This window comes from Actinacidiphila acidipaludis (genome assembly GCF_019890725.1).
Classification (GTDB): domain Bacteria; phylum Actinomycetota; class Actinomycetes; order Streptomycetales; family Streptomycetaceae; genus Actinacidiphila; species Actinacidiphila acidipaludis.
In genome coordinates this window covers 1-14,651 of record NZ_JAINZZ010000046.1, presented here as the reverse complement: position 1 = coordinate 14,651, position 14,651 = coordinate 1, and the positions used below count along the sequence as shown (strand labels likewise).

Sequence of the window (14,651 nt, the reverse complement as noted above, 5' to 3'; positions counted from 1 at the left end):
CACCTGCTCTCCCGTGGCGGGGTACCCTGTGTGCATGGGACGGGGACAGCATGCGGAGCAGAACGTCGCCTGCGTCGGGGTCGACGTGGCGCTCACCCGCGTCTTCGAGCTGTTCGGCAAACGGTGGACCGGTCTGATCGTCGCCGTGCTCACCCATCGGCCCGCGTACTTCGCCGAGGTGCGCCGCGCCCTGCCGAAGATCAGCGAACGCATGCTCTCCGATCGGCTGTCCGAACTCGTCGACGCCGGCCTGGTGGTGCGCGAGGTGGATCCCGGCCCGCCGCTGCGGGTGAGCTACGGGCTCACCGAGGCGGGGCGGGCGATCCGCCCGGCTCTGCACGAACTGGGGAAGTGGGCCGAGGAGTACCTGCCGGGCGGCGGCGGGTGCGTCGAGGCGTGCGAGGCGGCCGGTCTCGTCACGACCGAGAGCCTCGGGCCCGAGCCCTGCGACGGCGCGGCCTGAGTCCGGGCTCTGCCTGAGCTCGGGCGTGGCCTGAGCCCGGACGCGGCCTGAGCTCGGTTGCGGCGCGGCACCGGCGGGGCTGCACCGGCGGGGGTTGCACCGGCGTTCTCAGGGGTGCGAGGCCGCGTCCACGTTGTAGCGCACGAGATCGGCGGCGAACCGCGTCAGGTCCTCCCGGTCCCAGTCCCGCAGTCGCGCCTCGAAGGTCTCGCGCCGGCTGGCCCGCGCGGTGGCCAGGATCTCGTTGCCGTGGCGCGCCAGGTGCAGCACCTGAACCCGGTGGTCCGACGGGTCGACCCGCCGCTCGATCAGCCCGAGCCGCTCCAGCGCGGCCACCTGGCGGCTGACGGTGGACTTGTCGAGCAGGTAGTGCGCGGCCAGGTCGGTCGCCCGGCAGCCCTGCTGCTCCTCGATGTGCGCAAGGATCGTGTACGCGACCAGCGACAGCTCCGGGTGCATCTGCGCGGCGGTCGCGCGCGCCCGGCGGGCGACCGCCGTGAGTTCACGCTGGATCGTCTCCAGCGCCACGTCCCGCGCATCCCGTGCGGACATCGCTGCTGCTCCCGCCTCTCGACCTGCGATCCCCTGGCGGGATCCCGAGAGTTGTATAGTACAACGATATCAGGGCGGGAGCGGGAGCTCGAACCACACGACCTTGCCGACCGCCTTGCGGCTGGTCCCCCAGCGCCGCGACAGGTGCGACACCAGTGCCAGACCGCGCCCCTCCTCGTCGTCGGCGTCCGCGCGCTGCAACTGCGGCAGGTTGTGGTTGTCGTCGCTCACCTCGACCAGCAGCTTGCCGACCCGCATCAGGCGCAGCTCCACCTCGTACGAGGCGGCCCGGATCGCGTTGGTCACCAGCTCGCTCACCAGCAACTCCGCCGTCTCGCCCAGGCGTTCCAGGCCCCAGGCGGCGAGCTGGCGGCGGGTCAGCCGGCGGGCCGCGGCCACCTCCGCCAGGTCCAGGCGCAGACGCCAGCTCACCACGTCGTCCGGCGCGATCCCCTCGAACCGGGCGACGAGCAGCGCGACGTCGTCCCTGCGGTCCTCGGTGTGCACCCGGGCGAGGATCTGCCCGCACACGTCCTCGGGTGTCTGCTGGGGTTCGATCACGTTGGCGCACAAGGCGGCCAGCCCGGCGTCTATGCCCTGCCCGCGCACCTCGACCAGGCCGTCGGTGCACAGCACCAGCCAGCTGCCGTCGGGTACCGGGATCTCCACCGTCTCGAACGGCACCCCGCCGACCCCGATCGGCGCGCCGCCGGGGATCTGCAGCAGCTCACTGCGCCCGTCGTAACCGGCGAGCACCGGCGGGATGTGCCCGGCGTTGGCCAGCGTCAGGGTCCGCAGGATCGGGTCGTAGACGGCGTAGACGCAGGTGGCCAGGTGCTCGGTGCCCAGGCGGTGGGCCAGGTTGTCCAGGTGGCGCAGGAGCTGGGCGGGCGGCAGGTCGAGCGCCGCCATGGTGATCACGGCGGTGCGGAACTGGCCCATGACGGCCGCCGCCTGGAGCCCGTGCCCCATCACGTCGCCGACGATCAGCGCCACGCGGCCGCCGGGCAGCTGGATCGCGTCGAACCAGTCGCCGCCGACCTGGGCCTGCCGGTCGCCCGGCATGTAGTGGTGGGCGATGCGGACACCGGGCAGGCGCGGCGGACGGGTCGGCATCATCGAGCGCTGCAGGGTGGCGGCGGCGCGTGACTCCTGGCGGTGCAGCCGCGCGTTGTCGATGTGCACCGCGCCGCGGGCCACCACCTCGGCCGCCGTCGCCGCGTCGCGCACGTCGAAGGGCCGGCGGTCGGGGCCGCGCAGGAAGCACACCCGGCCGAGCACGGTGCCGCGCGCGGTCAGCGGCGCCACGATCAGCGAGTGGCCCGGCAGGAGCTCGGCCAGTCCCGGCACGCCCATGTCGAAGGCGATGTCGGGGGCCAGCGCCGGGTCCACGACCGGGACGAGCACGGGCTCGCCGAGCCTCGGCACGATCTCCTCGGTGGCCAGCGACAGCAACTCGCCCTCGGGCAGGGCGTTCTCCCAGACCCCGGGCGGTCCGGCGTCGGCGGCGATCGCCACCCGGCGGACCAGGACGGTGTCCGACGGCCGGTCGTCCTTGTGCGGCTCGGCGTCGGAGAAGAGCTGGTCCACGACGAGTACGGCGGCGACGTCGGCGAACCGCGGCACCGTCACGCCGCAGAGCTCGCGCGCGGTGGTGTGCAGGTCGAGGGTCGAGCCGACGAGGGCGCCGGTGTCGTGCAGCAGCGCCAGTTGCTCGTCGAGGGCGGTGCCGCGGGGGGCGGCAGCGGCGGCGTCCGCGGCGTCCAGGGGCGTGTCCACGGTGGGGGTGGTTGTGGCGCGGGGGATGCCGTGGGGCTGGGCGGTTCCGGTCGTTCCCGTCGGGGCCGTGCCGCTGGCGGCGGGCGTTGCGGTTGCGGGGTCAGAGGAGCCCGGGTGTGGCGGGGGGGTGGCCGTGGCCCTTGCGGACGCCGGCAGGTCGTCCTGGGTGCCGGCGGGAGCCTTCCGCCCCGCGCCGGTGACCGTCGGCGGGGGGACGGCGACCAGCGAGGACGGACGGGTCAGGTCGCCGGTCTGCGCGGCGGTGCCGATGGCGGTGGGGCCGGTCGGACGCGGGCCGGGAAGCAGTTCGCGGCGTGCGCTGCGCTCGGTGCGGGCTGCCGCAACGTTTCTGGCGTAGTCCTGCGGGACGACCGGCAGCCGGGTGCCCCCCTCCACGTCCAGGGCGGGCAGTCCCAGCGGCACCAGTTGGCGCAGGATCCGGTCCAGCCGGCCGGCGCTGGCTCCGGGCAGCACATCGCGGAGGCGTTCCGCCAGCGCGAAGCCGCGGTCGGCGTCGCCGGCGCTGGTGAGCACGGCGGCGACCGCGATGTCCTGACGCTGCGGGCCCTCGGCGGTGTACGGAAGCATGCGTCCGCCGAGCGCGATCCGCAGGCTGCCGGTGCGCAGCGGCTTGGCGTGGGTGGCGATCGCCAGCAGGCTGCGGCCGACCGGCTCGACCAGGCGGTAGGTCCACCACAGCACGTCCCGCAGGGTGCCGTCGCGGTCGGTTGCGGCGAGCGCGCCCGCCCACGCCGGGTTGGTCAGGTCGTCCAGCAGGTCGAGGGTGTCCAGGTGCGGGGCGACGGGCCGGCCGGAACCGGGGCCGCCGTGCGAGCGCATGGCGGTGAGCAGGCCGGACGCCCGGCTGCCGAACACGTTCTCCCAGCGATGACCGAACAGTTCCTCGGCGCCGCGGTTCCAGTACGAGATCCGCCCGTCGGGGTCGACGCAGATCACGGCCAGGCGCAGCAGCGCGGCCACCTCGGGGTCCGGAACGGTGGCGTGCACGGCGGGAAGCGCGGGGGAGAGGACGGGGAGGTCGGCGTCGGGCGCCGGCGGACCGAGGCCGAGGCCGGGAGGGGGCCCTGCAACGGTGCTGGTGCTGGTGCTGGTGCTGGTGCTGGGCGCGGGCTGTGGCGGCGGGCTGACGGGATCAGGCTCGGGCGGTTCCGGTGTGAGCGGGCCGGTGCGGCCGGGACCGGAGGCACCGAGGCCGGGCACGGTCAGGTCGGGTGTGATCAGCTCGGGCACGGCCCGTGCGGGCGTGGCCGACTCAGGCGTGCCGTTGGCCATGGAGGCGGGCCCGCCGTCCGCCGGTGGGGCATGGACGCTCGGCGGGCCGGGGCGGTCGTGCGGGTGCCCGGTGCCTCCGGCGTCCCTGGGTTCACCGCCGGTGATGTCGGGCTGCCGGTGTTCGCGCTGTTCGTAGCTGGTGGGACGCTCTGCAGGAGGGTCCGTGTCGTGGGCTGTGGGAAGTCGGGTGATCTCGTCCAACGTCCTGCACCTGCGGTTCGGCGCTTGAGTAGGGTCCTGAGACAAGGCAAGCACGAAATAACGGACGAGGGCGACCGAATTGCCGGATTGCCCCCCGGTGGTGGCACGGTGACGGGGCGTCCGCTGACGCGGCCGCCCAGGGGGAGGGTGACCATGGGTGCACGCGTGCCTCATGTGGCGGGATTCGCCGCCTGGCCACACGCATCGACGGCCAAGCAGACGGGGAAGGCCCTGCGCCGGCGGCTGCCGCGAGCCGCCCATGGCACGGCCGCGCACTGGACGTGGCGGGAGCGGCGCAACGGCACCTCCGTTGCAGTGGCGGCGGTCGAGGAGTCCAACTCCGGACGGATACCGGAGTTGGTGCCGCTGCGGGTCGGCCGGATGGCAGCCGGCCCGTTCGCGTTCCTGCGGGGTTCGGCCGGGCTGATGGCCGCGGACCTGGCCGACGCTCCCGTGACCGGCATCGGCGCCCAGATCTGCGGCGACGCGCACGCCGCCAACTTCGGTCTGTACGGGGATGCCCGCGGTGGCCTGGCGATGGACATCAACGACTTCGACGAGACCGTGCACGGCCCGTGGGAGTGGGACCTCAAGCGGCTGGTGGTCTCGCTGGTGCTGGCCGGGCGTGAGGCGGGCGCGGCGGAGGACGTCTGCCGCGCGGCCGCCTACGACGCGGTCGGCGCCTACCGGTCGACGATGCGGCTGCTGACCCGCCTCCCGGTGCTCGACGCCTGGAACGCCATCGCGGACGAAGCCCTCGTCACCCACGCCGACGCCCGGGATCTGGCCGGCACCCTGGAGAAGGTGTCGGCCAAGGCCCGGCGCAACACCAGCGCGAGGTTCGCGGCCCGGGCGACCGAGCCGGTCGAGGGCGGCGGCCGGCGGTTCACCGACGCTCCCCCGGTGCTGCGGCGGGTCGGGGACGCCGAGGCGGCCGCGGTTGTGGCGGCACTCGGCGGCTACCTGACGACCGTCGGCGAGGACCGGCTGCCGCTGCTGGCCCGGTACGCCGTGCAGGACGTGGCTTTCCGCGTCGTCGGCACCGGCAGCGTCGGCACCCGCTCGTATGTGGTCCTGCTGCTGGACCATCACGGCGAGCCGCTGGTGCTGCAGGTCAAGGAGGCGCGGGCGTCGGCGCTGGTGCCGTATGTGGCCAAGGCGGGGTTTCACGTGGAACATCCGGCTCACGAGGGCCGCCGCATCGTGCTCGGCCAGCAGCGGATGCAGGTGGTCAGCGACGCGCTGCTGGGATGGACCGACGTCGACGGCCTTCCTTTCCAGGTCCGGCAGTTCCGCAACCGCAAGGGCAGCGTCGACCCGTCCGTTCTGGCTCCCGATCTGCTGGACGACTACGGGCGGATGACCGGAGCCCTGCTCGCCCGTGCGCACGCCCACAGTGCCGACCCGCGGCTGATCGCCGGCTACTGCGGCAAGAGCGAGGAGCTGGACACGGCGTTCGCGGCCTTCGCGGTTGCCTACGCCGATCGCACCGAGGCCGACCACGCGGAGCTGCTGACGGCGATACGGATGGGCCGGCTGGCGGCCGAGGTCGCCGCGTGAGATGGCCGGGCTGATGGGGGACGGGCCCCGCGGATGTGTGGCGGGGTATCCGGTGCGGCCCGGGGGCCGGTCAGGTCTTGGCCGGTTCGGCCCGGTCTGCCTCGGTTCCGGGAAGGGCCTGGTCGTGGTGCGTGCGGGCCGGTACCGGTCGGTCAGGGCCTAGGCTGTCCGGGTGACGAACTCCTCCGGAACCGAATCGTCCGCGACTGCCTCCGCCCCCTCCGCGGGGCCGGAGGACCGGTTGGCCAAGGCGGTACGCGCGGCCGAGCAGGCCCTCATCGAGTTCGAGATCGCGGTGGAGACCTTCAGGGTCGAGGTGGAGAACTTCTCCCGGCTGCACCACCAGCGCCTCGGCCCGATGTATGCGCGCCTCGACGAGCTCGACGCCCTCATCGCCGAAGCCGTCGCCGCCCACAGCGGTGAGCGCGAAGACATCGAGCGCGCCTGGGAGGCGCGCGCGCTGGTCATGCCGATGCCCGGGGTGGAGGAGCTGTTCGGCGGCCTGCTGGGCTCCGACGGAGTACGCCCAACCGAGGACACCAACCCGCCGCGCCGGGTGCGCCCAGGCAAGGAGGCCCAGCGGCTCTACCGTGAGCTGGCCCGCAAGGCCCACCCCGACCTGGCGCAGGACGAGGCCGAGAAGGAGCGCCGCAGCGCCTTCATCGCGCGGGTCAACGAGGCCTATGCCTACGCCGACGAGGACGCCCTGCGCGCCCTGTCCGACGAGTGGGACGCCGGCCCGGTGCCCGAGGAGGACCAGCCCAGCGAGGCCGAGGTCCTCTACGCCCGGCTGGAGTGGCTGGCCGAGCGCAAGGAGAAGCTGGCAGCCCTGGCCGCCGAGCTCGACGAGAGCGCGATCGGCCAGATGATGCGGCTGGCTCCGGAGGACCCGGACGCCCTGCTCAACGAGATCGCCGAGCAGCTGCTCACCCAGGTCTCCCAGCGCGAGGCCCGGCTGGCCGAGCTGGTCCGCCGGCCGCCCGCCCGCTCGAAGGCCGCGGCTTCTTCTGCCTCTTCTGCCCCGTCTCCCGCCTCGTCGTCCTCCCCGGCGGAGGAGCCGGAGGCCGGTTCGGAGCCGGACGAGACGGGTTCCGGCGACGCCTGAGGTACGTTGGCCGGGTTCCCTCGTGAGCGGTCGGCCCTCGGGCGCGGCTGCCACGCCCCCGTCTCCCAGGAGGCCCTTTCCGATGTTCCGCGCCCAGATTCCCGCGGTGGATGCCGCGGCCGTGCCGGCTGACGCGATCCTGCTGGACGTCCGGGAGAACGACGAGTGGACCGCGGGGCACGCCGAGAACGCCGTGCACATCCCTATGGGCGAGGTCGTCGCCCGGATGTCCGAGGTGCCGGACGGCGGCCGGGTGCACGTCGTGTGCCGCGTCGGCGGTCGCTCCGCCCAGGTCACCCAGTACCTGATCGCCCAGGGCATGGACGCCGTCAACGTCAACGGCGGCATGCTCGACTGGGAGGCCTCCGGCCGTCCGGTCGTCGACGGTGCCGGGGCCGCGGGCTACGTCCTGTAGCCCTCGGCCTCTCGGGCGTCCTGAGCCGTCCTCACCCACTGCTCGTGCCGGCTGTTCCTGCTGCCGGAGGCCGGCTCAGGCGTCGAAGTCCACCTCGACCACCGCGGTCACCGGGTGCGACTGGCACGCCAGGACATAGCCCGCCTCGGTCTCCTCCGGCTCCAGGGCGAAGTTGCGGTCCATCCGCACCTCACCGGAGAGCAGCTTCGTCCGGCAGGTTCCGCAGACCCCGCCCTTGCAGGCGTAGGGCGCGTCGGAACGGTTGCGCAGCACCGTCTCCAGCAGCGACTCCCCGCCCTGCGAGGGCCAGCTCCCGGCCCGCCCGTCCAGCGTCGCCCTGACCGTCGCGCCGTCGGGCACGACGCTGCCCGCCGACGGCGTGGCCGGGACCTCGTCCACATGGAAGATCTCCTGGTGGACCTTGGCCCGCGGCACACCGAGGGTCCGCAGCGCCCGCTCGGCGGAGCTGACCAGCCCCAGCGGACCGCACAGGTACCAGCCGTCCACCTCGCCGACCGGCAGGATCGCCGGGAGCAGCGCGGCCAGCCGGTCGGCGTCGAGCCGGCCCGAGGGCAGGCCCGCCTGCTGCTCCTCCCGGGAGAGGGCCGAGACCAGGTGGAACCGGTCGGGCCAGCGGTCCTTCAGGTCCGCGACCTCCTCCAGGAACATTGTGGACGCCGCCGTGCGGTCGCTGCGCACCAGGCAGAAGCTCGCCTTCGGCTCCCGGGCCAGCACCGTGGCTATCTGGGACAGCACCGGGGTGATGCCGCTGCCGCCGACCACCGCCGCGAACCGCCCGGGCCGTGGCTCCAGCACGAACCGCCCCGCGGGCGTCATCACGTCCAGGGTGTCTCCGGCGGCCAGCTCCTTGAGGGCGTAGGCGGAGAACGCGCCGTCCTCGACCATGCGCACCCCCACCCGAAGCCGCTGCGGGCCGGGTTCGGCCGCCCCGGGGGCCGGGTCGCACAGGGAGTAGGTGCGCCGGATCTCCGCGCCGTCCACCCGCCGGCGGATGGCGATGTGCTGTCCGGCCGCGTAGCGGTACTGGGCGCGCAGGTCCTCGGGGACCTCGAAGGTGATGGTCACCGCGTCGTCGGTCAGGGGGCGGACCTCCGCCACCCGGAGCGGATGGAACACTCACACCTCCTTGAAGTGGTCGAACGGTTCACCGCACGACTTGCAGCTGCGCAGGGACTTGCACGCGGTGGAGGAGAACCGGCTCAGCAGCCGGGTCTCCGTCGACCCGCAGTGCGGGCAGTGGATGGCCAGGTCCAGCGCCACCGGACCGGAGATGCCGGTGCCGCCCAGGGTCTGGGGGCGCGGCGGCGCGACCCCGGCCTCGGCGAGCTTGCGGCGGCCCTCCTCGCTGATGGCGTCGGTGGTCCATGCCGGCGAGAGCACGGTGTGCACGGTGACCTCGGACATCCCCGCGTCCTTGAGGACTGCCGTGACGTCGGCGGCCATGGTCTCCAGCGCCGGACACGCGGTCCACGTCGGCGTCAGCTCCACCTGGACCTGACCGGGACCGGTGACCCGTATGCCGCGCAGCACCCCGAGTTCGGCGAGCGAGACCACGGGGAGCTCCGGGTCCGGCACGGCACCGGCCAGGCGCAGCAGCTCCTGCTCCAGGGAGCTGAGCCCCCCGGCCGCGCGGGCTTCGACGGTGCGGGTGATCACCATGACGCCCCCGGGTGTGCGCGGTGCAGGTACTGCATCTCGGCGAGCAGCCGCCCGAACGACTCGGTGTGCACGCCCTGCCGTCCGGCTCCGGCCGCCCACGGGGTGTGATCGGCACCCTGGGGTATCGCGAGCGTCGCCTTCTCCACCACGGCCGTCACCTGTTCCAGCCACCGCTCGCGCAGCGCGGGCAGGTCCACGCCCAGGCCTTCCAGCGGCTGGAAGAGCTCGCCGGTGTAACGCCAGAGGGCGTCCAGGGCCTGCTGCATGCGGCGGTGGCTCTCCTCGGTGCCGTCACCCAACCGCAGCGTCCACTGCTCGGCGTGGTCGCGGTGGTAGGCCACTTCCTTGACCGCCTTGGCGGCGAGCGGGGCGAGGTCACCGCCGTGTTCGGCGAGCGCGGTGTACAGCAGTTCCTGGTAGACGGAGAAGTAGAGCTGCCGGGCGATGGTGACCGCGAAGTCCCCGTTGGGCTGCTCCACCAACTGGGCGTTGTGGAACTCGTGCTCCTCGCGCAGGAACGCCAGGTCGTCCTCGTCGCCGGTCAGCGACAGCAGCGTGCGGGCCTGGCCGAGCAGGTCGAGCGCGATGTTGGTGAGCGCGACGTCCTCCTCCAGCACGGGCGCGTTGCCCGCCCACTCCCCCAGCCGCTGGGCCAGCACCAGGGCGTCGTCGCCCAACGCGCGGGCAGCGGCGAGGGCGGGGCCCTCGAGCGTCGGTGCGGCCTTCTCCGCTGCCGCAGCTCCCGGGGAGGCGGGCGCCGCGGCAGCCCGGCTCTGTTCGGTGGCGGTCACAGGTGCTTCACCCCTTCCGGGATCTCGTAGAACGTCGGGTGGCGGTAGGGCTTGTCGCCCGCCGGCTCGAAGAACGGGTCCTTCTCGTCGGGGGAGGAGGCGGTCACGGCCGAGGAGGGCACGACCCAGATCGAGACGCCCTCGGCCCGCCGGGTGTACAGGTCCCGGGCGTTGCGCAGGGCCATCTCCGCGTCCGGGGCGTGCAGGCTGCCGGCGTGGCTGTGGCTCAGGCCGCGACGGCTGCGGACGAAGACCTCCCACAGCGGCCACTGGCCGCCGGTGGACGCGGCCGCCGGGGTTCCGTCGGCGCTCTGCCCGCTGGAGGACGCTCCGCTCGCGGACTCCCCTGTCTGCCCTGTCATGCCTGTGCCTTCCTGTGCTTGGCCGCGTGGGCGGCGGCCGCGTCCCGTACCCAGCTGCCGTTGTCGTGTGCGGCGCGGCGCCGCTCCAGGCGCTGCTCGTTGCACGGGCCGTTGCCCCGCAGCACCTCCTGGAACTCCGACCAGTCGATCGCGCCGTAGTCGTAGTGGCCGCGCTCCTCGTTCCAGCGCAGGTCGGGGTCGGGCAGGGTGAGCCCGAGGATCTCGGCCTGCGGGACGCATATGTCCACGAAGCGCTGGCGCAGTTCGTCGTTGGAGTGGCGCTTGATCTTCCACGCCATCGACTGGGCGGAGTGCGCGGACTCGTCGTCGGGCGGGCCGAACATCATCAGCGACGGCCACCACCACCGGTTCACCGCGTCCTGCGCCATGGCGTGCTGGGCGTCGGTGCCGCGGCTGAGGGCGAGCAGCAGCTCGTACCCCTGGCGCTGGTGGAACGACTCCTCCTTGCAGATCCGGACCATCGCGCGGGCGTACGGACCGTAGGAGCAGCGGCACAGCGGCACCTGGTTGGTGATCGCGGCACCGTCCACCAGCCAGCCGATCGCACCGACGTCGGCCCAGGCGAGGGTGGGGTAGTTGAAGATCGAGGAGTAGCGCTGGCGTCCGGCGTGCAGCTTGTCGAGCAGTTCGTCGCGGCTGACGCCGAGGGTTTCGGTCGCCGAGTAGAGGTAGAGGCCGTGGCCCGCCTCGTCCTGCACCTTGGCCATCAGGATGGCCTTGCGGCGCAGGGAGGGCGCGCGCGTGATCCAGTTCGCCTCGGGCTGCATCCCGATGATCTCGGAGTGGGCGTGCTGGGCCATCTGGCGGACGAGCGTGGACCGGTAGGCGTCCGGCATCCAGTCGCGGGGCTCGATCCTGGTGTCCGCCGCCACGGCGGCGTCGAACTCCGCCTGCAGGGCTTCCGGAGTGTGCCGGTCCGGCCCCGCCTGCGCGGTGGCCGCGCCCGGCTCTGCCGTGGTCGTCATCGGGCCCTCCCTCTCTCGTGTGTCCGCTCGTCCCGTCCCCGACCTGCCAGGACGGCCGGCGGAGCCCGCGCGGAGTTCTGCGCGTGTCCCCCGGTTCTGTGCGCAGTCTGGCGCGCACAGGCCCGGCCTGCTTCCCGGCCGGATCTCCCGGACGGGCGCCTCGCCGTTCCCCCGACCGACCGATCGTTCGGTTGCTTCCATGGTCGATGGCGAGAGATGGGGTGTCAAGCCATTCCAGAGGCTGTGGATAACTCGGTATGGTCACCGCCGGAGCCCGTCGTCGGTAGCGTGTGGCGGCAGCCGGGCGCCCGCCGTCCGGGGCGGCACACGACCAGTGCGGACCGGGGTCCAGGGCCGATCGTGCAGAACGCATGGGGAGAGCGGAGAGACGATGGACTCGCTGGAGGAGCCGCCGTCGCGGGTGGCCGCACTGTCGCTGCCCTCGCGAATAGCCGTGGCGGTGACACTCGGCGCGGTGGCCGTGGCCGCGGCGTACCACCTCGCAATGGTGTTCCTGCACGTCGCGCCGTCGAACACGCTCAGCAAAGAGCACGCCACCGCGGTCAACGACTACATCTACCCGGAGTTCGAACAGAACTGGAAGCTGTTCGCCCCCGACCCGCTCCAGCAGAACATCCACGTGCAGGCCCGAGCCGAGGTCAAGTCGGCCTCCGGCGGCACCCGGACCACCGGCTGGGTCGACCTGACGGGCATGGACATCGCCGCGATGCGCCACGACCCGATCCCCAGCCACTCCCAGCAGAACGAACTGCGCCGCGCCTGGTCCTTCTACACCGACACCCACGACAACCAGGAGCAGCCGACCGCCGGCGACCGCAGCGACCTGAGCCGCACCTACCTGCTGCGGATCATCGAGCGGCGCTTCGGACCGCGGCTCAACGGCGGCCAGGTCGTCCGGGTCCAGGCCCGCGCCGCGACCTCGCCGGTCCCCCAGCCGCGGTGGGTCAGCGGCGGCTCGGTGACCAGCACGTCGTACCGGCAGCTTCCGTGGTGGATCGTGGACACCCCCTCGACCGGGCAGGAGAACGCCTCGTGAGCACCCCCGGCAGCCACCTCGCGGGCGGCGCCCACCTCCCCGACCGCGACGTTCCCCCCCACGCCACGCCGGCTCCCGACGCCGCGCCGGACGCCGGGGAAACCGTCCCGTCGCCTTTCGCCTCGCTGGGCGCCGGCCTCGACCGGGCGCTGTCCCGCGGCCTGCGGCGCGTCACCGCGAGCGCCGTCGCGCCGTACCAGAGCGCCATCGTGCGCATCGGGTTCGGCCTGACGTGGATGCTGTTCCTGCTGCGGGAGTTCCCGCACCGCGCGGAGCTGTACGGTCCGAACGGTCCCTGGGGATTCGACCTGGCGAAGCGGCTGCTCGCCGACAACCACGCGTTCACGGTGCTGATGTGGAGCGACGGCCGGATCTGGTTCGAGCTGGTCTACGCCCTGGCGGTGGTCTCCGCGGCCACCCTGATGCTGGGCTGGCGCACCCGCACCTCGGCGCTGCTGTTCATGGTCGGCGTGCTGTCGCTGCAGAACCGCAGCATCTTCGTGGGTGACGGCGGTGACAACGTCATCCACCTCATGGCCATCTATCTGGCCTTCACCCGCTGCGGGCAGGTCTGGTCCCTCGACCGCCGGTTCGCCGCGCGCAGGGCCGCGGCCCGCATGGAGGAGCCGTCCGACGGCACCCCGCGCGACGCCGACCCGGTGGGCATCGCGCTGTGGGTGGTGCTGGGCGCGGCCCTGTTCGCCGCCACGGCCGCCGGCAAGCTCACCACCGGCTGGGGGATCATCTTCTGGCTGTGCTGGGTGGGGCAGGCCGTGTGGTGGGCGGTGCGCCGCTACGCGCCGGGCGAGCCGCGGACGCTGATGACGATCATGGGCGACATCGTCCACAACGGCGCCATGCTGGTGATCGTCGCCGAAGTGTGCCTGATCTACTCCACCGCCGGCTGGTACAAGATCCAGGGCAGCCGCTGGGAGGACGGCACCGCGCTGTACTACCCGCTCCACCTGGACGACTTCACGCCCTGGCCCGCCCTCTCGCACGCCCTGGCCGGCAACGACGTGATGGTCATGCTCATCACCTACGGCACGGTGATCGTGCAGGTCGCCTTCCCCTTCACCCTCTTCAACCGGCGCGTGAAGAACGTGCTGCTGGTCGGCATGATGATCGAGCACGCCTCGATCGCCATCGTGCTCGGCCTGCCGTTCTTCTCGTTGGCGATGATCGCCGCCGACGCGGTGTTCCTGCCGACCGGGTTCCTGCGCTGGGCCGGACAGCGGATCGGGCGCGCGCTGCGCATCGCGCCGGTGCGTTCCGCCGTGGTGGTGCCGGGGCAGCGCTCACCCCAGGCCGTGGAGACGGCGGGAGCGGGCGCGGTGACGGAACCGTCCGCCGGATCCGCGCCGCCCAGCACCGTCACGTGATCGGCCGTCCGGGGCGGCCCGTAGGGTGACGCCATGAGCGACGACGCGGCAGCAGCACACGACTCCGACGCCGTCCTCGCCGTGCGCCGCTGGCGGGCGGCCGCCCCGGGAGCCGTGCTCCTCGACGGTTTCCACGCCCTCAAGCACGCTCTCCGCTTCGGCGCGGACGTCCGCGTCGCCCTGTGCGCGGACAAGGCGGCCACGCTGCTGCTGGCCGCCGACCTGGCGCCCGATCTGACCGGGACGCTCGCCGACCGGCTCACCGAGGTCCCGCACGGTGCGCTGCGGGACCTGATGGCCCGGGTGCATCCCACCGCCGTCGCCGCGCTCGCCGCACGGCCGGGCCGTGAGGAGAACCTGGCAGCGCTGTCCCTGCGGCCGCGCCAGGCCCCGGTCGTCGTCCTGGACAGCCCCCGCAACCTCGGGAACGTCGGCGCGGTCGTGCGCCTCGCCGCCGGATTCGCGGTGACCGGGGTCGTCACCACCGGCGACCTCGACCCCTGGCACCCCAACGCCGTGCGGTCCGGGGCCGGGCTGCACTTCGCCACCGCCGTGGAGCACGCGGACGCCTCGGCCCTGCCCGGCGGACCGCTGTACGTCCTCGACCCCGAGGGGCGGGACATCCGCTCCACCAAGCTGCCCGACGACGCCCTCGTCGTCTTCGGCTCCGAGCGGCACGGCGTCTCCGACGACCTGCGCGGCCGGGCGGACGCGCTGGTGGCACTGCCGATGCGGGCCCAGGTCTCCAGCTACAACCTCGCCACCAGCGTCGGCATGGCGCTCTACCACTGGGCGGCGACCTCGGCGTCCCCCCGCGTGCCGCACCCGGCCGGGCACTGATCCGCGGGGGACCGCCTCGGAACTACGCGGGGCGGCGCACCTCGACCATCCGGAAGCGGCTCGCCACGAACGCGCTGTCGCACAGGGCTGCGTTCGCGGCCGGGTTGCCGCCCGAGCCGTGGAAGTCGGAGAACGCGGCCGTCTGGTTGACGTACACCCCGCCGGTCAGGTTCAGCGACAGCTGG

14 protein-coding genes are annotated in these 14,651 nt (G+C 73.3%); 7 read left to right on the top strand and 7 right to left on the bottom strand.

Annotated features, from left to right (window positions below):
* The first annotated feature begins 34 nt into the window (after nucleotides 1–34).
* Nucleotides 35–463 (top strand): winged helix-turn-helix transcriptional regulator, encoded by a 429-nt coding sequence (locus K7862_RS27380; RefSeq protein ID WP_222967199.1) that lies wholly within the window; start codon nucleotides 35–37, stop codon nucleotides 461–463.
* A 108-nt stretch (nucleotides 464–571) separates the two neighbouring features.
* On the opposite strand, the gene K7862_RS27375 is transcribed toward K7862_RS27380, so the two are convergent.
* Nucleotides 572–1,015 carry a MarR family winged helix-turn-helix transcriptional regulator gene (locus tag K7862_RS27375; RefSeq protein ID WP_222967197.1) on the bottom strand — a complete coding sequence of 148 codons (444 nt, stop codon included), beginning with the start codon at nucleotides 1,013–1,015 and terminating at the stop codon, nucleotides 572–574.
* A 69-nt stretch (nucleotides 1,016–1,084) separates the two neighbouring features.
* Nucleotides 1,085–4,288, bottom strand: a complete 3,204-nt coding sequence (locus K7862_RS27370; protein WP_262413898.1) for a SpoIIE family protein phosphatase — start codon at nucleotides 4,286–4,288, stop codon at nucleotides 1,085–1,087.
* Nucleotides 4,289–4,441: 153 nt separating this feature from the next.
* On the opposite strand from K7862_RS27370, the gene K7862_RS27365 reads away from it, so the two are divergent.
* The 3 genes from K7862_RS27365 to K7862_RS27355 all read left to right on the top strand — a co-directional run bounded on the left by K7862_RS27365 (nucleotide 4,442) and on the right by K7862_RS27355 (nucleotide 7,368).
* A complete protein-coding gene (locus K7862_RS27365; protein ID WP_222967196.1) occupies nucleotides 4,442–5,848 on the top strand; it encodes a DUF2252 domain-containing protein in 1,407 nt (468 codons plus the stop codon).
* A gap of 172 nt (nucleotides 5,849–6,020) precedes the next feature.
* On the top strand, nucleotides 6,021–6,953 hold the full coding sequence (locus K7862_RS27360) for a hypothetical protein (protein ID WP_308012217.1): 933 nt from the start codon (nucleotides 6,021–6,023) through the stop codon (nucleotides 6,951–6,953).
* An 82-nt stretch (nucleotides 6,954–7,035) separates the two neighbouring features.
* Nucleotides 7,036–7,368: a rhodanese-like domain-containing protein gene (locus K7862_RS27355; RefSeq protein WP_222967195.1), complete on the top strand. Its 333-nt coding sequence runs from the start codon at nucleotides 7,036–7,038 to the stop codon at nucleotides 7,366–7,368.
* 75 nt (nucleotides 7,369–7,443) lie between these two features.
* Here K7862_RS27355 and K7862_RS27350 read toward each other — a convergent pair whose 3' ends face one another.
* From K7862_RS27350 to paaA, 5 genes are read right to left on the bottom strand one after another with little or no spacing between them, the layout of a single operon-like run.
* A complete protein-coding gene (locus K7862_RS27350) occupies nucleotides 7,444–8,505 on the bottom strand; it encodes a 2Fe-2S iron-sulfur cluster-binding protein (protein ID WP_222967194.1) in 1,062 nt (353 codons plus the stop codon).
* On the bottom strand, nucleotides 8,506–9,048 hold the full coding sequence (gene paaD / locus K7862_RS27345; RefSeq protein WP_222967193.1) for a 1,2-phenylacetyl-CoA epoxidase subunit PaaD: 543 nt from the start codon (nucleotides 9,046–9,048) through the stop codon (nucleotides 8,506–8,508).
* Nucleotides 9,042–9,839 (bottom strand): 1,2-phenylacetyl-CoA epoxidase subunit PaaC, encoded by a 798-nt coding sequence (paaC, locus tag K7862_RS27340; RefSeq protein WP_222967192.1) that lies wholly within the window; start codon nucleotides 9,837–9,839, stop codon nucleotides 9,042–9,044. The genes paaD and paaC overlap by 7 nt, the downstream gene beginning before the upstream one ends.
* On the bottom strand, nucleotides 9,836–10,201 hold the full coding sequence (gene paaB, locus K7862_RS27335) for a 1,2-phenylacetyl-CoA epoxidase subunit PaaB (RefSeq protein ID WP_262413897.1): 366 nt from the start codon (nucleotides 10,199–10,201) through the stop codon (nucleotides 9,836–9,838). The genes paaC and paaB overlap by 4 nt, the downstream gene beginning before the upstream one ends.
* Nucleotides 10,198–11,187 (bottom strand): 1,2-phenylacetyl-CoA epoxidase subunit PaaA, encoded by a 990-nt coding sequence (gene paaA / locus K7862_RS27330; RefSeq protein WP_262413896.1) that lies wholly within the window; start codon nucleotides 11,185–11,187, stop codon nucleotides 10,198–10,200. The genes paaB and paaA overlap by 4 nt, the downstream gene beginning before the upstream one ends.
* A gap of 391 nt (nucleotides 11,188–11,578) precedes the next feature.
* Here paaA and K7862_RS27325 point away from each other — a divergent pair, with 391 nt between their 5' ends.
* Genes K7862_RS27325 through K7862_RS27315 form a run of 3 tightly spaced genes read left to right on the top strand, consistent with a single transcriptional unit; the run spans nucleotide 11,579 to nucleotide 14,466 of the window.
* Nucleotides 11,579–12,244 (top strand): DUF5819 family protein, encoded by a 666-nt coding sequence (locus tag K7862_RS27325; RefSeq protein WP_222967191.1) that lies wholly within the window; start codon nucleotides 11,579–11,581, stop codon nucleotides 12,242–12,244.
* Nucleotides 12,241–13,626 carry an HTTM domain-containing protein gene (locus tag K7862_RS27320; RefSeq protein ID WP_222967189.1) on the top strand — a complete coding sequence of 462 codons (1,386 nt, stop codon included), beginning with the start codon at nucleotides 12,241–12,243 and terminating at the stop codon, nucleotides 13,624–13,626. The genes K7862_RS27325 and K7862_RS27320 overlap by 4 nt, the downstream gene beginning before the upstream one ends.
* 33 nt (nucleotides 13,627–13,659) lie before the next feature.
* Nucleotides 13,660–14,466 (top strand): TrmH family RNA methyltransferase, encoded by an 807-nt coding sequence (locus tag K7862_RS27315; RefSeq protein ID WP_222967188.1) that lies wholly within the window; start codon nucleotides 13,660–13,662, stop codon nucleotides 14,464–14,466.
* Nucleotides 14,467–14,651: the final 185 nt, after the last annotated feature.

What these genes read in the sequence shown, in the direction of transcription:
- K7862_RS27380 (WP_222967199.1), top strand. Translation starts at nt 35, where the DNA reads ATGGGACGGGGACAGCATGCGGAGCAGAACGTCGCCTGCGTCGGGGTC.
- K7862_RS27375 (WP_222967197.1), bottom strand. Translation starts at nt 1,015, where the DNA reads ATGTCCGCACGGGATGCGCGGGACGTGGCGCTGGAGACGATCCAGCGT.
- K7862_RS27365 (WP_222967196.1), top strand. Translation starts at nt 4,442, where the DNA reads ATGGGTGCACGCGTGCCTCATGTGGCGGGATTCGCCGCCTGGCCACAC.
- K7862_RS27355 (WP_222967195.1), top strand. Translation starts at nt 7,036, where the DNA reads ATGTTCCGCGCCCAGATTCCCGCGGTGGATGCCGCGGCCGTGCCGGCT.
- paaD (WP_222967193.1), bottom strand. Translation starts at nt 9,048, where the DNA reads ATGGTGATCACCCGCACCGTCGAAGCCCGCGCGGCCGGGGGGCTCAGC.
- paaB (WP_262413897.1), bottom strand. Translation starts at nt 10,201, where the DNA reads ATGACAGGGCAGACAGGGGAGTCCGCGAGCGGAGCGTCCTCCAGCGGG.
- paaA (WP_262413896.1), bottom strand. Translation starts at nt 11,187, where the DNA reads ATGACGACCACGGCAGAGCCGGGCGCGGCCACCGCGCAGGCGGGGCCG.
- K7862_RS27325 (WP_222967191.1), top strand. Translation starts at nt 11,579, where the DNA reads ATGGACTCGCTGGAGGAGCCGCCGTCGCGGGTGGCCGCACTGTCGCTG.
- K7862_RS27315 (WP_222967188.1), top strand. Translation starts at nt 13,660, where the DNA reads ATGAGCGACGACGCGGCAGCAGCACACGACTCCGACGCCGTCCTCGCC.